Below are 17,318 nucleotides of genomic sequence, written 5' to 3'. Positions count from 1 at the left end.
GGTGCCGCTTGCCCCGGCCGCATCGGCCGCTCGCTGGTTAGTTTCCCAAAGCAACCATTTTCGGATATAGTTGCTTAGGGCAAGCAAAGGGGTTATTCGCCATGGCAGTCGCACCAGAAACCGCAGCCGATCTCGTGTACCAGATCTTCGACCTCCAGCGGGCTGTCCGCTGCGTCGCCATCTCCAGCACGCGCGGGCAGGACACCGGGGTGGCGCTCCAGGGCGTCCTGCGGTTCGTGGGGGAGGGGGAGTCCCGGGCCACGAAGCTTGCCGCCAGGCTCGGCGTCAGCGCTCCTGTCCTGAGCCGGCATATCGCCGATCTGGAAGAGCAGGGCCTGGTGGTCCGCCGTCCGGATCCTGAGGACGGGCGTGCCCAGCTGGTGGCGCTCTCGGAAGCGGGGGAGGGCAAGCTGCACGAAATAGAACAGCAGCGCACGGCAACGCTTCAGGGCTACCTGCAGGACTGGAGCCAGCTCGACGCCGAGGAGACCGCGAAAATCCTGAAGAAACTTGCTGAATCCCTCAGGGACTCAGCCCGGGCAACGACGGCCGGATCCACCGAAACAATTCCAACCGTTTAAGGAGCTGCACATGGCCAGCCACGCTACAGCCACCGGTCCGTCCCGGGCCCTGTCCACGACACCAACACCGGCACCCTCGCAGCCGTCGGCACCGGCGCCCCAAGCGGCGATGAGCCACCGCCAGATCATGGAGGCCCTCACCGGCCTGCTGGCCGCATTCTTTACCGCCATCATCAGCAGCACCATCGTCGCGAATGCGCTGCCCACCATCATGTCCGAGCTCAAGGGCACCCAGACGGACTTCGCCTGGGTCATCACGGCGGCCCTGCTGGCCAACGCGGCCACCACACCGATCTGGGGAAAGCTCGCCGACCTCTTCGACAAGAAAGTGCTCGTCCAGCTGAGCATTGTGATCTTCGTGGCCGGTTCCGTCATGGCGGGCCTGTCCGAAACAATCCCGCTCCTCTTGACTGCCCGCGTCATCCAGGGTGTCGCCATGGGCGGCCTGACGGCTTTGGCGCAGGCCATCATCGGCTCCATCATCCCGCCCCGCGACCGCGGCAAGTACTCCGGTTACATGGGCGGCGTGATGGCCGTGGGTACCGCCGGCGGCCCGCTGCTGGGCGGATTCATCGTGGACAGTCCGCTCGGCTGGCGCTGGACCTTCTTCGTCTGCGTACCGTTGGCCGTCATCGCCCTGATCCTGCTGCAGATCACGCTGAAGCTACCCCACGTCAAACGCCACGCGAAGATCGACTGGCTCGGGTCCATCCTGCTCACCTCCGGCGTCAGCCTGCTCCTGATCTGGGTGTCCTTCGCCGGCAACCCGGACTACTACGACTGGTGGTCCTGGCAGACAGCGGCCATGGTGGGCGGCGGCGTACTGCTCCTGGCCCTCCTGGTCGTCGTCGAATCCAGGGTGGAGCAGCCCATCATCCCGCTCAAGATCATCAGCGAACGCACCACGGCCCTGGCCATCCTGGCCTCCGTCGCAGTGGGCGTCGGCATGTTCGGATCCTCCGCCTTCCTGGGCCAGTACTTCCAGGTGGCCCGCGGGGCCACCCCCACCGAAGCCGGCCTGCTGACACTGCCCATGATCGCCGGCAACCTGATCGGCTCGGTACTGTCCGGCCAGCTGATCAGCCGGACCGGCAAATGGAAGCGCTACCTGATTGCCGGTTCCACCCTGTTGATCGGCGGCCTGGGACTGGCCGGCACCATCGACCACACCACCGAACTCTGGCTCACCGGCGTCTACACCGCAGTCATTGGCCTGGGCCTCGGCCTGCTGATGCAGAACCTCGTGCTGGCGGTGCAGAACACCGTCCGCGCCACGGACATCGGCACTGCCAGCGCCTCCGTGGCATTCTTCCGCTCGGTGGGCGGCGCGATCGGCGTGTCGGTGCTCGGCGCCGTCCTGGCCAACCGTGTCAAGGAACTGGCTGCCGAAGGCCTCGCCGCCGCCGGGATTCCTGTTACGGGCGGATCAGCCGGTGCCAGCATGGACCTTCAGGACATGCCCGCCCCGGTCCGGGACATCATGCGGGCGGCCTACGGCGACGCGACGGCCGAGAATCTTCCTGATCTCCGCGGCCATCGGCATCATTGCCCTGGTTGCCATCCTGTTCATCAAGGAGCAGCCGCTGCGCCGCACCGTGGACATCGTGCCGGCAGCAACCGCGGCCAACGCCGCTGGGAGCAAAGCCCCTGAGGCCAACGCCCCTGTCGCCAATGCCGGGCCGGTCACGGCAGGCGGGTCCGGAATCGTGGACCTGGACCGGGAGTTCATCGAGGTCCTGAGCAGGCAGCGCGCCCAGGAATCCCGGTTCCCCGACGCCGCACGCCTGGACCGGGACGTTACTCGCGACGAGCACGGCCTCCGCGGCGGCGACACCCCGGCGGCAGGCAGGGAAGGCTTCCGGGAGCGTTCCCGGACCATGGTGGCGGACCCGCGGCCTGAAGCTGCCGACGTCGTCCCGCTCCTCCTGCAGACCCAGCAGTTGCTGGCGGAGCAGCAGCTCCAGCTGGCAGAGGCATTGCGGGCCGTCCACGAGCAGTCGGCGGAGCAGCGTGAGATCGCTGCCGAACAGTCACGCATCAGCGAGCAGCTCACCACCCTGCGGCGGCAGCTTGCCAAGGAGCGGAAGCTGCAGCGGGCGGCGGCGGACTACATCGCAACGCACGGGCGGCACCGGAGCGAGTAGCAGCAACCACTAACGTCCGACGGCGACGGCGGCTGAGTGCCGCCGTCGCCGTTGCGATGTGGTTGCCATGCCGTCGTCAGGGCTCAGGATTCCCGCTCAGGGTTCCGGGACCGGGGAGGCGACCACCACCACGTTCTTGCCCCAGGGGTCTTCCGTGTAGCAGCTGATGAGGACCAGGCGGTTGGGAAAACCGGTCCAGATGGGACTGTCCTTCAGGCTTGACTTCACGTAGGTGTCCACCGAATCCACCCGGTACCGCATGGTTCCCGTTGCTGTGGTGACTTCCAGGATGTCCCCCGGGGAACTCGATGCGCTGAGCCGGTTGAACGGGGCGTCGCGGCCCTCCCAGCTGTGTCCGAGGATGTAGGTGCTGTTGGTGGACCCGGCGCCGGGCATGCCGAAGTTAGTCACCCAGTAACCGTCCACAGTGATCGGCGGCACGATCGCCTGGGATTCCAGTTCCTCCGGCGCCGGGGTGAGCGGATGGATGGTGACGTCCAGCCCTGCAGAGGGATACACGATCCGGGTGGGCGCCGCGGCCGGTGGATAGTTCGGAACGGCCGGCGTGGGCTGCTGTGCCGCGGGCGCCGCAGCCGGTGATTTCCTGCCCGCCTCGGCCGCCGAGCCCTTGCCGCTCCAGGCGAACGTATCCGGCGGGACGGCATTCCCCGGGATGGCGGACCGTGAATACGGAGCAGCTTCCAGATGGAGTCCGGTCCCGCCGGAGGAGTTCCCGGCGCTCAGTATGCCCGGCAGGAACGTCAGGGCGAAGAAGGCCGCAACGCCGGCGAGCAGCAACAGCCGGTCGCCACGGTTAAGTGACAGGCGTTTCAGGAAGGGCAGCTTGCGGGCAAGATGGCTGAGCCGCCAGCCTGCGGCGGATTGGCGCCCGCCGGCAGCGGGGGCAGGGGTAGCGGCGGGGGATTGGCTCTCGCCCGCCTCCGGGGCAGCGGTCCGGCTGCCGAGGGGCGGGCTGTCTGCGGGCTTGTTGCCGGGGAAGGACATCTGAACTCCTCCAGGGAGAGTGGTATGGACGGGCATCGAACCGCGATGGCGGATGCCCGTCCTCACCGCAGGATCGGCCCTATTTGGATCCGGGCGCGTCCTGCAGGCGTCCCCGATGCCTCAGGGCAATCAGCCCCGTCGCCCCGAGGAGCGCTGTCAGACCGCCGAACCAGGCCGGCATTCCGGCGTCGGGCTGGCTTCCGGCCGCAGTCTGGGCGTTAAAACCCCGGTTGACCACGGGTACCGCTGCCGCCGCCCCGACCGGTGCCGCTGCAGCACCTGTTGGAACCTGTGCCGGCGGAGCCACTGCTGGTGGCGTTACTTCCGGTGGTGTCACTTCCGGAGGTGTTACCACCGGCGGGACTACGACGGGCGGTACAACGACCGGCGGCTTCTCTTCCTCTTCCTCTGCGACGCAACCACCGGCCGGGACCGGGTAGATGTCGGCGCGGCCGTTGTGTCCGTCCTTGTGGCCGTTCCACCAGGCCTTTTCCGGAATCGTGATGACAACGTACGGGTTCTTCTCGGATCCCGTGGCGTGGCAGATCGTGATCTTGTCCGGACCGTGGCCCGAGTCGTCGTCGTCATCATCATCCTTGCCGCCCGGGCAACCGTACGCCGGCGCCGGAATCAGGTCGCCTTCATGCGAAGCATGGCCGCCGTTCCCGTTGAGCGCGTTTTCGCTGACGGTGATGTGGGCATACGGGTTCGATTCCGAGCCCGTTGCGTGGCAAATAGTGACTTTTTTGTCGTTGTCATCGCCCTTGTCGCCGGCATTTGCCGGAGCCGTGACGCCTATTAACGCAATGCCGGCAACTCCGGCAGTTGCGAGGATTCTCTTCATGGGATTCTCCATCTGGATCATTTTGGACTGACCAGACTGCGGGAACGGGAGGCCCATGGAGGAGCCGACCGTTGTTCGTAGATGCCCAGATCACCTGCGACTCTCCTGCAGAGTTGTCAACTATCTGACCACTTCACGCTAAGCCTCAAACACTGCGTAATCGCGAGTGGCCGGTACTTGACTGGGCACTCGTTTTTCACAGCCAATCCCCTTTGAACCGAGGGGTGACACCCGTTTCTCCCGTAACAGGGTGCACGTGTGCACGCTGCAGTGGCACTGCGACTGCGACTGCGCCTGCGACTGCGCCTGCGACTGCGACTGCGACCGCGACTGCGCCTGGGGCTGCAGCGGCGCTGCGGCCCCTGCAAACCGGCCGACGAGACGGCCCTTGGCCGGTACGCCGTTCGGATGATATTTCCCGGGCATTGTTTCGCCGAGGCAACGAATTTCGTAGAGTGGGAAGGCTGAGAGTGTCAGTCCCCGCTGGTATTACTTTCTGGCATACACTTCGCGCACTTTCCAAAGGACTCCCGGGCATGCTTGTCACCCTCATACGGCGCTATTCCAAGCCGTATTTGCCGTATATCGCGGCAGTCATTCTTTTCCAGCTGGCATCCACCATCGCTGCCCTCTACCTGCCCAGCCTGAACGCCCAGATCATCGATGAGGGCGTCTCCCGCGGCGACACCGACTACATCTGGAGGACGGGCCGGCTGATGCTCGGCGTTGCGCTGGTCCAGGTGGCCACCGCCATCACCGGCGTCTACTTCGGTTCCAAGGCAGCCATGGCATTCGGCCGGGACCTCCGCCGCGGTGTCTTCCGCAAAGTGACCAGCTTTTCGGCCAAGGACGTCAACGTTTTCGGCGCGCCCACCCTGATCACGCGCGGCACGAACGATGTCCAGCAGGTGCAGATGCTCGTGCTGATGGGCCTGAACTTCATGGTGGCAACGCCCATCATGTGCATCGGCGGCATCATCATGGCCCTGCGCGAGGACCTGAGCCTGTCCTGGCTGGTCTGGGTTTCCGTCCCCGTCCTGATTGCCGTGGTGGGTTACCTGGTGGTCCGCCTGATGCCGCTCTTCCGCTCCATGCAGACGAAAATCGACCGCATCAACGGCATTCTCCGCGAGCAGATCATCGGCATCCGCGTGGTCCGGGCCTTCGTCCGTGAACCGCACGAGACGGAGCGCTTCGGCGAAGCCAACCGCGATCTCACCGACGTCTCGCTGAAGATTGGCTCCCTGTTCGTCCTCATGTTCCCGGCCATCGGCATGATCCTGCACGTCTCCACCGCAGCCGTGCTGTGGTTCGGCGGCCAGCGCGTGGATGCGGGGGACATGCAGGTGGGCTCGCTGACCGCCTTCCTGCAGTATCTGCTGCAGATCCTCATGGCGGTCATGATGGGCACATTCATGGCCATGATGATTCCGCGGGCCTCGGTCTGCGCGGACCGCATCGGTGACGTGCTCGACGTCGAGCCCTCCATCCATGAGCCGGCCGTGCCCGTCGCGCCCGCCCGGCGGACGGGACGCGTGGAGTACCGCAACGTCTCCTTCGCCTACCCGGGAGCCGAGGAACCTGTCCTGAGCAACATCAGCTTCACGGCCGAACCCGGCCAGACCGTGGCCATCGTCGGGTCAACCGGTTCGGGCAAGACCAGCCTGCTGTCGCTGCTGCCGCGGCTCTACGACGTCGAGTCGGGTGAAGTACTGCTCGACGGCGTCCCCATCACCAACCTGGAACGCTCCGAAATCACCGGCGGGGTGGCCATGGTGCCGCAGCGGCCGTACCTCTTTTCAGGGACCATCGAGCACAATCTGCGGTTCGGCAAGACGGAGGCCACGGACCAGGAGCTGTGGGACGCCCTCACGGTGGCTCAGGCTGCCGACTTCGTCCGGGACAAGAAAAACGGGCTCGAATCCCGGATCGCCCAGGGCGGCACCAACGTCTCGGGCGGCCAGCGCCAGCGCCTGTGCATCGCAAGGGCCCTGGTGACCCAGCCCAAGGTGTACTTGTTCGACGACTCCTTCTCGGCGCTCGACGTCGCCACGGATGCCCGGCTGCGCCGTGCGCTCAAGGCAAAGACGGCGGACGCCACCGTCATCATTGTGGGCCAGCGCGTGTCCACCATTGCCGATGCCGACCAGATCCTTGTGCTGGACAACGGCCGGATCGTGGACCGGGGAACGCACGATGAACTGCTGCTGAGTTCCACCACCTACCAGGAAATCGTCGAGTCCCAGCTGACCGCGGAGGAAGTGGCATGAGCACCAACGAAAAACTCGCGGCCGGCCAGGACATGGTTCCCGCGGAAGAGGACGATTTCTACGAAGAGGAATACAAGCCCACGGAGGCCGACGGCGACATGTTCGGCGGGACGCCGGCGAAGAAGGCAGAGCACTTCTGGCCCTCCGCCACGCGACTGATGGGCTTGCTGAAACCCGAGGCCGCCGGCATCGCCGTCGTCCTCGCAATGGTGACAGTCGCCGTCGTGCTGAACGTCGTTGCCCCGAAAATCCTGGGGCAGGCCATGGACGTCATCTTCGGGGGAGTGGTGGGCAAGCAACTGCCCTCCGGAGTCAGCAAGGACCAGTTTGTCGACGGTCTGCGCGCCCAGGGCGAGAACAACTTTGCGGACATGATCGCCAAGATGGAACTCGTCCCCGGTGTGGGAATCGACTTCCAGAAGCTGTCGTTCCTGATCAGCGTGGTGCTGGTGATGTACTTCGTGGCGAACATCTTCACGTGGCTGCAGGGCTACGTTTTGAACGTGCTCGTGATGCGGGTGGTCCGCAAACTGCGTGACGACACCGAGAAAAAGCTCAACCGGCTGCCGTTGAACTACTTCGACACCCGCCAGCGTGGCGACACCCTGTCCCGCGTCACCAACGACGTCGACAACATCCAGCAGGCGCTGCAGCAGGCCTTCGCGCAACTTCTCAGTTCCGCGCTGACGGTGCTCGGCATCGTGATCATGATGTTCGTTGTGTCGTGGCAGCTGGCCCTCATCGCCCTGGTCGCCCTCCCGCTGTCCGGCGTGGCCGCCGGCATCATCGGCTCGCGCAGCCAGAAGCTGTTCGCCGCGCAATGGAAGAACACCGGCCAGCTCAACGGCCAGATCGAGGAATCGTTCTCCGGCCACGACCTCGTGCGGGTCTTCGGCCGCGACGCGGACATCCTGGCAAGCTTCGACGAACGCAACGAAGCCCTTTACAAGGCCAGCTTCGGAGCCCAGTTCGTCTCCGGCATGATCATGCCGGTCATGCAGTTCGTCTCCTACCTCAGCTACGTGGGCATCGCGGTGGTCGGCGGGTTGCGGGTGGCTTCCGGCGGTATGAGCCTGGGTGACGCCACCGCCTTCATCCAGTACTCGCGGGAGTTCACGCAGCCGCTGGGCCAGATGGCAGGCATGGCCAACATGCTGCAGTCCGGCGTTGCCTCGGCGGAACGCGTCTTCGAATTCCTGGATGCGGACGAACAGGATGCCGAAACCGCCACCGAGCACCTGCCCGCCAAGACCGACGGCCACGTCGATTTCAGGCACGTGACGTTCAGCTACTCGGCGGACAAGCCCTTGATCGAGGACCTTTCGTTCACCGCGGAGCCGGGTCACACCGTGGCCATCGTCGGACCCACCGGCGCAGGCAAGACCACCCTGGTCAACCTTGTGATGCGGTTCTACGAGCTCAGTTCGGGAAGCATCACGCTGGACGGCGTGGACATCACGCACCTGAGCCGTTCCGAGCTGCGCGCCAAGGTGGGCATGGTGCTGCAGGACGCATGGCTGTTCGGCGGCAGCATCTACGACAACATCAAATACGGAAACCTCAACGCCACCGAGGACCAGGTCATGGAGGCCGCCCGGGCAGCGTTCGTCGACCGGTTCGTCCGGGCACTGCCGGACGGCTACAACACCGTCATCGATGAGGAAGGCAACAACGTCAGCGCAGGTGAGAAGCAGCTCATCACCATCGCACGGGCTTTTGTGGCCAACCCGTCCCTGCTCATCCTGGACGAGGCAACCAGCTCCGTGGACACCCGCACGGAAGTCCTGGTCCAGAAAGCCATGGCAGCACTGAGGACGGACCGCACCAGCTTTGTGATTGCGCACCGCCTGTCCACCATCCGCGACGCCGACACCATCCTGGTCATGGAGGCCGGGCGGATCGTGGAACAGGGCAACCACCATGACCTGCTCGAACTCAAGGGCGCCTACCACCGGCTCTACATGTCCCAGTTCGCCGGCGAGGACGCGGGCGCCGCTTTGGCGGATTCCGCGGACAACACGACGGCGGTCCGAAGCTGAGCGCCGCCGCCCGGACCGTGACAGGCGGCCGGCGCATCGAGGTCCAGGTGCCCATGCGCTGGGGAGACATGGATGCCTACGGTCATGTCAACAATGTGCAGATCGTGCGGATCCTGGAGGAAGCCCGCATCGCGGCCTTCGGACCGCCCCGCGGCGCCGGCCTGCCCGGCATCGAGCCGCAGGTGTCCCTCTTCAACGACGTGGCAGAGGGCACCATGGCTTTGGTGGTGGAGCACAAGATCCGGTACGTCAGGACGCTCGACTACCGGAATGTTCCGGCGGTGGTCCAGCTGTGGATCGGTGCCGTCAAAGGTGCCAGCTTCGACATCCACTACCTGCTGCAGGACCCGGTGACCAGGGAGGACTGCGTCAAGGCCACCACGCATCTGGCCTTCGTGGATGAGGCTACCGGCAGGGTGCTGCGGCTGACCCCGGAACAGAAGGAGCGCCTGGCCCCGTACACGGCCTGAGCCCAAAGCCCCTACCTTGGGGCGGGGCGGCGTCCCTATGATCGTCACTACAGGGGCGCCAGGACAACGCACCAAGTCCACCAACCGATCCAGTCCAACAACGCACCAAGTCCAACAACGCAACAAATCCACGAGCAAGGGAGCATCGGCCATGGCCACTCAGAAAAAGAAGAAGAAGTCCTGGAAGGAAATGCCGCCGCTCGCACGGTTCGGGACCCTGGTGGCGGCGGCCGTGCAACTCTCCCTCCTGATCGCGGCCCAGCGGGACATTTCCCGGCGGCCCGCGGAGCAGATCCGCGGCAGCAAGGCGTTGTGGCGTGCGGTCACGCTGATCAACTTCGTCGGTCCGGGGAGCTACTTCGCGTTCGGACGCAAGAACCTGCCCGCCAGCGCTAAGCGCTGACGTCCCGGATCAACCGCGACCGCGCCGTCAGCGCGACCGCGCCGCGCCGCGCCGCAGCGCGGCTTAGCTCGGTTTACGTCCTCGAGTCGTTGCTCAGCCACGACTCGAGGTAGATGCGGTTTGAACTCTCGCCATGTCGTGCGTGTTGCAAAGAGGATTCATGAGATCGGTCGTACTGTCGGGCCATGATCGAATCTGGCGGCGGGACGTGGCGGCTGCACTTCGCACAGGACTCCGGCCCAGCTGGGGATGACGGTCTCCTGGCCCGCGTTGGCCGGCAGGGTGTGCGCCTCGATGCGGGGCGCCCGTTCTTCCTGGATCGCGAGGGCGTGCCGCATGACGCGGGCAACAAGTTCTTTGCCAGCGGACGGATGCGGAATCTGACGGCGGGAACGAACCGAAAGTACGCATTTTCCCTTCGGACCTGGTTCAACTTCCTCCAGACGCGGAGCAAGGAGTGGACAGGGGCGTCCGAGAGCGATCTATTCGACTATCGCTTCTGGAGGACCTCAGCTTTGGAGAATCCGCGTCGTATTTCTGGCGCGACATGGCAAGGCGACCTTGCCGCAATCCTTGCTTTCCACGACTGGGCATCAGACCGGCTAGGCGCCGACCGTCTGCTTCCGGCGGCTCAAAAGCAAGCGTGGGCAGGGAACCGGGCTGCGGTGCGCGACCCCCGCGCCAGAGCCTCGGCGATCCGTGCAGCGGACGTCAAATGGCTCTCTCCTGGGGCGTTCCGCCTGTGGCGCGACGTCGGTATTCACGGACGGGAGCCCAGCGGGGCGGAGAAAACGCGCTGGAGGCCGCGGTCTCAGACGCGGGATGCGGCATTCGTTGACGGCCTCTACGGGACCGGGCTGCGCATACAGGAGCTCGCTTCGATATGCCTCATCGAGCTCCCGGCCGACGGAGCCGCGAAAGCCTACGCCACGGCTCGTCTGGCGGGCAGCTGCGCAAAGGGCGGCCGGAGCCGGCGGTACTGGGTGGGACGCGAGGCGCTCGACGGCATGTGGAACTACGTCCAGACCGACCGGGCCGCCGCGATCCGCCGCGGCCTCGAGAGCGGGCTGTACCAAAACCGGGCCGGCCGGCGGATTGTCCAAGGAGTAACCGACCGTGGCTTGGTACGGATTGCGGAGCCGGGTGGAAGTACCATGCACGCGAACCTGAATGACCTGTCCCCGGCGGACCGGAGCCTGCTGTTCGTCGAAGGACCGGACGGTCTTGAACCGCTGGCGCTGTGGCTGAACGAGGATGGCTTGCCGCGGGCGAAGCGCGCCTGGTACAAGTCATTCGCTTTGGCCAACAAACGTGTGCGCAAGGCCGGAATCGACCGGCTCGAATGCCATCCCCATATGCTCCGGCACAGCTTCGCGCTGAGGTGGTACGCCGTCGGACGGCTGGTGTGGGAACGCCGGCGGGCAGTGACCGGGTCGGACCGTCTGGAGGACTTCCGGGAACAGTTCGGCGACACATGGTCGCTGGTGCAGACGATGCTCGGCCATTCGGATGTAAACACCACCAGGAATATCTATCTTGAGCCTTTCATCGGGTTGGATGTGGAGTTCCTATTGGCGCACAGCGGGGACGAGCTCAGCCAGGACGGGGTCCTTGCATTCCTGCGCTCCGATCCACGGGTTCGTCTGCTCGATCCGGGGGACGGCACGTGACGGGGCGGGCGGCATCCCTGCCCCCGTCCGGCTACTCAACCCCTCAGACGCTCTTCCTTGACGGCGACGCTCCGGTGGTGCGGGTCTATCCGGAGCGGGGACGGAAGCCTCGTGATTTCCACTTCGGAAGGCTCGGGCTCTCCCCGGTCCTGACCGGGGAACTCGCCGCCGGTTTCGCGCGGGCGACGGGACCCGCGGGGACGAGGCGGACGATTCCGTCCGCCGACGGGCTCTTCGAAAACCTGCGTACCTTCGCGAACCTCATCCTGTCCAGGCCAAAACCGGCCGCATGCGTGGGCGAGCTGCGGGCCGGATATGTCCTAGAGCTGCGGATGCTGGGCACACGGGAAGGGAACGCCGTCGTGCTTGCCCTCAGGACGGCGCTTCGGGGCGTCGGCGTCCCGAACGAGTTCCGCGATGCCCTCTACACCCCGGTCCATGCGGCACAACCCCGTGCCGCCATCGAGGCCTACACCGAGGCTGAGTTCCGCCAGGTCCGGCGGGCGGCCCGGCGCAGTGTCCGCGCGGCGGTAACGCGTGTCCGTGCTGCCCGCGCCGTGGCCGACCGATACCTCTCCGGGGACCCCCGGCCGGGCGAGGCCTGTTTCCGGGAAGGAACGAGAGCAGCGAAGCTGGCATATGTCGCAGTTCACGGAGGCCTCCCACGACGCGCAAGCGGCAAGGTGCGGTACTCCTCTTGCGCGGACCTGGTCTCGGAGCTGCACCCTCTGAGGCACGAAGCCGAGGCCATGGCCATGCTGATGATGTGCATGACGGGCCTGAATGCGTCGACGGTACTGGGAATGAGCGCCGAGCATTCCGTGTCAACCGCCCCCGGTGAGCTTCCTGCCCTGGTCACACGTGGCAGCAAACCGCGGCGCGGACCGCTGCGGTCCGAGATGGACCTGACCCTCTCCGCCCGGCGGAAACCGCTGGTGGACCGGGACGACTACGGCTCGGCCCACGGCGTTTACGAGATCGCCCTCGAGCTCGGCCGTGACGCCAGACAGTACCTCGCCTATCCCGATCTGATCGTCTACCACTCCTTCAGTTATCGGTTGGGAACCCCAGGGAGCCTGGGCTACCGCACCCCTGCTGTGGGCCTGTTCGGACCGCTGGAGGGCTTTCCAGACGGGGACGGCATTCCCCAACGCGTGGATTCTCGTCGGCTCCGGCGGACGTTCCTTGAACTCCACCAGCGCCCGGTGGCCCAGGCCAGCGCCACGCTTGCCTCTGTCTACCTCGTTCGGGACCGGACGTCCCTCAGTAGCTATCAGGACGTCGTGGCAGGAGCGCTCAAAGGCGAGGTCGAGAGGATCCGCGCTGAGAACCTGGACCGCACCCTCAGCGATGCAGACTGCCACGCGGCTCTTGACGACCCGGCACAGGTGGCGGAGAGGTTCGGACTCAGCGAGGAGATTCTTGGGAAAGTGCTCGCCGGGAAACTGGACACGGTCGGATCCGCCTGCGTGGACAACGAGCACAGCCCCTACAGCGAGCAAGGGCGGCCGTGCACGGCATCGTTCCTCCTTTGCCTCACGTGCCCGTGCTCGCGTTCCGAGCCCAGGCACGTGCCGGTCCAGGCCCTGATGCTCACTGAGCTCAGGCGACGACGCACCGAGATGACGCCGTCCGAGTGGGACCGGCGTTTCGCACCAGCAGCCACTCGGCTCGACGACGTTCTCCAGCTCCAGCGCGCAGATGTCCCGGCGGAGGCCGGGCGAGCATCCGTCGAAGACACCAGCCTTGTCCGAGCCCTCCTTGAAAGTGAGTTGGAGATCCCATGAGCATCCACGCCATCGACGTTGCCCGGCCGGCACCGGTGTCAGGCACCCCTGTCCTGCTAGGCCGACCGATCCGGCCGGAGATCGCCCTGGAGACCCTGTCACGGTTCGGCGATGACCGTTGGGACCTCACTCCCGGGATCTTCGAGGACCACAGCGACGCCACGAGCATCAACTTCAAACGGCTCCCGCAGCCATGGCGGGACGCGGTCAAAGACTACCTGTGGCAACTGATCAACGAAGACCATCCGCGCGCCCTGCCAGCCGCCCGCGCCGGAGTCCGCTGCTCCCTGCGATCGGTGTCGTTCATGAAGGGCCCTATCGAACGGCTCATCATCTGGGCACTCGAACGCGGACTGGAATCCTTCGCGGAGCTGGAGCCGGCACGCCTCGATGAGTACCTGGCATACCTGGGCGACTCTGGGGTCTCCTACGGTTCCAGACAGCACTCCGTCGCGGAAGTGCGGCGGCTGTGGGCATATCGGGACCTGGTCCCGCCGCGGCTGGCGATGCCGGACGCCCCGCCTTGGGACGATGCTCCCGCCAGGGAACTGCTCGGCGCTCGCTCCGACGTCCAGCCAATCAACCGCACACCCCGTATCGGCGATGCAACCCTGGTCCCCCTGCTGGCATGGGCGATCCGGTTCGTCGAAGAGATCTCAACGGACATCCGACCCAACTTCAGCGAGTTCCGCAGGACCCTCGTGGGCGGACGCGAATACCGGCAGGCAGGTCTTCGACTGTATGAGGCGGAGCGGCATCAGAAGCTGGCACAGGTCCTGGCGCAGCTGCGCGGGGCAGGCCTGGGGCTTCCCGGCCGCGTGCTGACCGACGGGTCACGCGAGATCCGGTGGGCGCACCTCGCACGGCTGACCGGCACGCTGGGGGCGACGCACGCCAAATATGACCGGTCAGTGATCGAAGCCTCGGGCCTTCCAATGGACGACAACGCCTACCTGACCCCCGGCTGCACCGTGACCGTCGACGGAATCCCCTGGCACCCCGGATCCATGAAGTACGATGACGCTCTCGGCTACGCCCGACTGCTCCATACCGCCTGCTACATCGTGATCGCCTACCTCTCGGGCATGCGACCAGGAGGGGTCCTGACCCTAACGGCCGGATGCCTCCACCACGATCCCGACCGGGACGTGTGGACACTCACCGGCACGCGGTGGAAGGGCGCAACCGGACCCCACGGCGGCAAGGCAGAAGAAGGCGCAACGCGTGAGAACCCGTGGGTCGTCCACCCCCTCGTCGCCCAAGCCGTCACCGTCGCCGAAGAACTCGGTAACGGACGCCTCCTCTTCCCCAAGAGCATCCGGCCCAAGGAAAACCGCCCGAAGACCCGCAGGGTATGGGTGCGGCCGGGCCAGGCCCGGACAGCCACGCAAGTCGCGGAGGACATCGTCTCGTTCGCCGAGTGGGTCAACAGCTTCTGCCGCGAGAACCGCCGTCCTGACACCATCCCGGATGACCCCGACGGGCGGATCACCCCCAGCCGCTTCCGCCGAACCCTCGCCTGGCACATTGTTCGCCGGCCCCGTGGCTTGGTCGTCGCCGCGATCCAATACGGGCACATCAACGTCCACGTCACCCAAGGCTACGCCGGAAACTACGCCTCGGGTTTCCCGGACGATCTTTCCTTCGAACAATGGCTCGAACGGATCGACCAGGCGACAGACCTCGAAGCGTACCTCGACACCGGAGGACACCTCAGCGGACCGGCCGCCGGCGAACTGGAACACCGCGTCCGGGGAACCGGCAAGAAATTCGCAGGGAAGGTCCTGCTCACCGGCCGCCAGGCCCGAAAGCTGCTCCAGGACCCACTGCTCCAGGTCTACCCCGGACGCGGCCTGCACTGCGTCTTCGACCGAGCCAAAGCCCGCTGCATCACGGCCACGGACGACGGCCCGGATCTGAGCGGCTGCCAACCAGACTGCTCCAACATCGCCCGAACCGGCCCGGACGTCGAAGAACTACGCGACAGGCTCGCTCGCCTTCCGGAGGACTCGCTGGCCCCTCCGATCCGACACCAGCGCACGACCGCAATAAGAGAGTCCATCCAAAGCATCATCGAAGCCCATCAGGAGGGCACACCATGACGGCGACGGAAAAGGAAAAGGTCCGCCAATGCCTCGAACGCGCTATGGACGACCTCCTGGAAGGCCGCGTGCCCGGCCCCCTCACAGGCCTCCGCCTCGTCGAACTCGCCGGCGTCAAGCGCCACCGGCTCACCCACGACAACCCCGACATCAACGCAAAGTTCCAGGAACGGGCAAGGCAGCTAAACCGGACAAAACCCGAGGTCGAGAGCCTGCGGAAACTCCTGTCCGACGAAAGGGAGCGGAATGCCCGGCTCACCGCTGCCAACCGTGACCTGGAGAAACGGCTCAAAGCCTATGCGACCGCTCTCCTGGACGTGCTCGAGGAAAGAGACTCGCTCCGAGACAGCCACTCCCGTCGAGAGAGGCTCATTCCCATCCCCATGCCCAAGTAGCGCTGGCAAACACGCCGCCCCGCCGCAGGTCGCGGGTTTCCCACCGGGACTGCCCTTATAAAAGGACCTGAGATGGCAGACAGTTGAGGCTTATCCTTCGTGCCTCATCGTCCCTGGAAGACGAAGAAGGCGAGCACCGGCTGAACCGGCGTCCGCCTCTTCCGTCTGCGACTACCGCTATTCAGACGGGCTATTTAGGAGTTGTGGTTCACTGCCGGACGTGGCACCGGGTGGTCCCTGCCACATCTTTATGAAACGCGGCAGGCTCTTGCCTCGCTCTGATTGCGATGACAGGACAGACTCCGGTGATGGTGGCTCCTTCCAGAACTGGACCAGGTGACGCTCAACTGTCGACTCCACGACATGATCAAAGGCGGTGTCGCGGCCGGTGGCGTGAAGCCTGACACGGTAGCTGCCCTTCTCATCGCCCTCCCGTCGAAGACCTCGACAGCCAAATAGATCAGACCCGAAGATACGCCGGTGTAAATCAGAGGAACCATCAGCGGAGTCTCCGGCCGCTCACCGCGCATGGCCACCTGCAGGGCAAATGCAGGGTCTGTCGGAGGAAAGGGCTCTACGACGAAATCCACGAAGTGGTCCGATGCCTTGATCACGAAAGCTGCTGATTGGATCAAACTGCCGCTGCTTCTCATTGGATGTGGACGTGGAACGCGTCTGCCTCAATGACCCGCATGGGAACATATAGGACGCTGTTGAGGACAGGGCCAGCATATGAGTTCTCGGCATCGACTCGGATCCGCAGGGAAGTGTCCAGCCGAGGGTGTCCCGGTTTGGATGGGGCTTTTCCCGCCCGCAAGTGAATCGGTTTGCCGACGCACCCCTGTAAAGCTGCGCTGCATCTGATAAGTTGCGACCAAGGGGTCCGATGATCAGGCCGACCCGTCCGCACACGCCAGCCCGGCGCGTCTCTGGGCAGACGACACCGGATCAGAGCAAAGTGCTGCAAGGGCGGAGAGGTGTCACGTGATTGGCTCGCGAAAGGAAATCTAGGCCGTGTCTGAAAAAGATGACGAGAACCTTCTGAAGGCCAGAAGGGCCGTATCCGCCGTACTTTCGAAACCACCTACCCGCCGTTATGCGGCGTACACCCGCGAGGACGAGGCGCCGGCAATTGCACGCTACGCCGGCCCGCTGCGCATGTATCCTTCGCTGGAGGGGATCCTTCCCTGGGATGGGGGATCAGTTGCCTGCACACGTGAGGGTCTTGAACGTCTCGATGAGGTGATTCGTGATAGGAAGTATCCGGTTGCCGACATCCAGCGGTTTTCACAGGATGTCGCTCTCTACTATGGCGACACAGTCCTTGTCGCGGTCTCCGGTGCGTATTGGATCATCGAACCGGGCAGGTTTCCCAGGGTGCAGATCACGGCCCAGCGGTACATCGACATGTTTGAAATCGCCATGGAGCAGGTCTTGACGGCCCGACCATTTTTGTGCGAAAAGTTCGACCGGCTTGTTCAGTCGCCGGGGATTGGTGGCGGGATTCAGTAGGCCCGCCACCAACCAGAATCCTAGCCTCGATTTTTCATGATGGTCGGTGATGGTCGCTGGTTCGTGCCGGTGTGTTGATCGGCGGGTGTTTTCTGT

The 17,318-nt window shown here is 65.1% G+C and carries 12 protein-coding genes and 1 pseudogene; 11 read left to right on the top strand and 2 right to left on the bottom strand.

All coding sequences use genetic code 11. The features are described from left to right. Positions 1–101: 101 nt before the first annotated feature. Positions 102–581 carry a MarR family winged helix-turn-helix transcriptional regulator gene (locus tag PV761_RS19690; RefSeq protein ID WP_347899352.1) on the top strand — a complete coding sequence of 160 codons (480 nt, stop codon included), beginning with the start codon at positions 102–104 and terminating at the stop codon, positions 579–581. Positions 582–690: 109 nt separating this feature from the next. Then, positions 691–2,725: pseudogene (locus PV761_RS19685) on the top strand (MDR family MFS transporter). Between the two features lie 96 nt (positions 2,726–2,821). Here PV761_RS19685 and PV761_RS19680 read toward each other — a convergent pair. Together PV761_RS19680 and PV761_RS19675 are read right to left on the bottom strand one after the other, a co-directional pair. Further along, on the bottom strand, positions 2,822–3,730 hold the full coding sequence (locus PV761_RS19680) for a class F sortase (RefSeq protein ID WP_347899351.1): 909 nt from the start codon (positions 3,728–3,730) through the stop codon (positions 2,822–2,824). A gap of 79 nt (positions 3,731–3,809) precedes the next feature. Continuing rightward, positions 3,810–4,574 (bottom strand): hypothetical protein, encoded by a 765-nt coding sequence (locus PV761_RS19675; protein ID WP_347899350.1) that lies wholly within the window; start codon positions 4,572–4,574, stop codon positions 3,810–3,812. Between the two features lie 536 nt (positions 4,575–5,110). Here PV761_RS19675 and PV761_RS19670 point away from each other — a divergent pair. From PV761_RS19670 to PV761_RS19630, 9 genes are all read left to right on the top strand, one after another. Further along, positions 5,111–6,844 (top strand): ABC transporter ATP-binding protein, encoded by a 1,734-nt coding sequence (locus tag PV761_RS19670; protein ID WP_347899349.1) that lies wholly within the window; start codon positions 5,111–5,113, stop codon positions 6,842–6,844. Continuing rightward, positions 6,841–8,883 carry an ABC transporter ATP-binding protein gene (locus tag PV761_RS19665; RefSeq protein WP_347899348.1) on the top strand — a complete coding sequence of 681 codons (2,043 nt, stop codon included), beginning with the start codon at positions 6,841–6,843 and terminating at the stop codon, positions 8,881–8,883. The genes PV761_RS19670 and PV761_RS19665 overlap by 4 nt, the downstream gene beginning before the upstream one ends. Before the next feature lie 53 nt (positions 8,884–8,936). Beyond that, positions 8,937–9,353 (top strand): thioesterase family protein, encoded by a 417-nt coding sequence (locus PV761_RS19660; protein ID WP_028272074.1) that lies wholly within the window; start codon positions 8,937–8,939, stop codon positions 9,351–9,353. 151 nt (positions 9,354–9,504) lie between these two features. Further along, positions 9,505–9,756 carry a hypothetical protein gene (locus PV761_RS19655; RefSeq protein ID WP_347899347.1) on the top strand — a complete coding sequence of 84 codons (252 nt, stop codon included), beginning with the start codon at positions 9,505–9,507 and terminating at the stop codon, positions 9,754–9,756. Between the two features lie 185 nt (positions 9,757–9,941). Continuing rightward, positions 9,942–11,426, top strand: a complete 1,485-nt coding sequence (locus PV761_RS19650) for a site-specific integrase (protein WP_347899346.1) — start codon at positions 9,942–9,944, stop codon at positions 11,424–11,426. After that, positions 11,423–13,213: a hypothetical protein gene (locus PV761_RS19645; protein ID WP_347899345.1), complete on the top strand. Its 1,791-nt coding sequence runs from the start codon at positions 11,423–11,425 to the stop codon at positions 13,211–13,213. The genes PV761_RS19650 and PV761_RS19645 overlap by 4 nt, the downstream gene beginning before the upstream one ends. Then, positions 13,210–15,315, top strand: coding sequence for a hypothetical protein (locus PV761_RS19640; RefSeq protein ID WP_347899344.1), 2,106 nt, complete (start codon positions 13,210–13,212; stop codon positions 15,313–15,315). The genes PV761_RS19645 and PV761_RS19640 overlap by 4 nt, the downstream gene beginning before the upstream one ends. Continuing rightward, positions 15,312–15,710 carry a hypothetical protein gene (locus PV761_RS19635; RefSeq protein ID WP_347899343.1) on the top strand — a complete coding sequence of 133 codons (399 nt, stop codon included), beginning with the start codon at positions 15,312–15,314 and terminating at the stop codon, positions 15,708–15,710. The genes PV761_RS19640 and PV761_RS19635 overlap by 4 nt, the downstream gene beginning before the upstream one ends. Positions 15,711–16,724: 1,014 nt before the next feature. Then, the gene (locus PV761_RS19630) at positions 16,725–17,222 is read left to right on the top strand and encodes a DUF6278 family protein (RefSeq protein ID WP_347899342.1); all 498 of its coding nucleotides are present in this window, start codon (positions 16,725–16,727) and stop codon (positions 17,220–17,222) included. Positions 17,223–17,318 lie beyond the last annotated feature (96 nt).

This window comes from Arthrobacter sp. CC3, assembly GCF_039907775.1.
GTDB lineage: Bacteria > Actinomycetota > Actinomycetes > Actinomycetales > Micrococcaceae > Arthrobacter.
Note: the sequence above shows the minus strand (reverse complement) of the source record. Positions and strands in the feature narration are given on the sequence as shown.

What these genes read in the sequence shown, in the direction of transcription:
- PV761_RS19655 (WP_347899347.1), top strand. Translation starts at nt 9,505, where the DNA reads ATGGCCACTCAGAAAAAGAAGAAGAAGTCCTGGAAGGAAATGCCGCCG.
- PV761_RS19640 (WP_347899344.1), top strand. Translation starts at nt 13,210, where the DNA reads ATGAGCATCCACGCCATCGACGTTGCCCGGCCGGCACCGGTGTCAGGC.
- PV761_RS19675 (WP_347899350.1), bottom strand. Translation starts at nt 4,574, where the DNA reads ATGAAGAGAATCCTCGCAACTGCCGGAGTTGCCGGCATTGCGTTAATA.
- PV761_RS19660 (WP_028272074.1), top strand. Translation starts at nt 8,937, where the DNA reads ATGCGCTGGGGAGACATGGATGCCTACGGTCATGTCAACAATGTGCAG.
- PV761_RS19680 (WP_347899351.1), bottom strand. Translation starts at nt 3,730, where the DNA reads ATGTCCTTCCCCGGCAACAAGCCCGCAGACAGCCCGCCCCTCGGCAGC.
- PV761_RS19650 (WP_347899346.1), top strand. Translation starts at nt 9,942, where the DNA reads ATGATCGAATCTGGCGGCGGGACGTGGCGGCTGCACTTCGCACAGGAC.
- PV761_RS19665 (WP_347899348.1), top strand. Translation starts at nt 6,841, where the DNA reads ATGAGCACCAACGAAAAACTCGCGGCCGGCCAGGACATGGTTCCCGCG.
- PV761_RS19635 (WP_347899343.1), top strand. Translation starts at nt 15,312, where the DNA reads ATGACGGCGACGGAAAAGGAAAAGGTCCGCCAATGCCTCGAACGCGCT.
- PV761_RS19690 (WP_347899352.1), top strand. Translation starts at nt 102, where the DNA reads ATGGCAGTCGCACCAGAAACCGCAGCCGATCTCGTGTACCAGATCTTC.
- PV761_RS19670 (WP_347899349.1), top strand. Translation starts at nt 5,111, where the DNA reads ATGCTTGTCACCCTCATACGGCGCTATTCCAAGCCGTATTTGCCGTAT.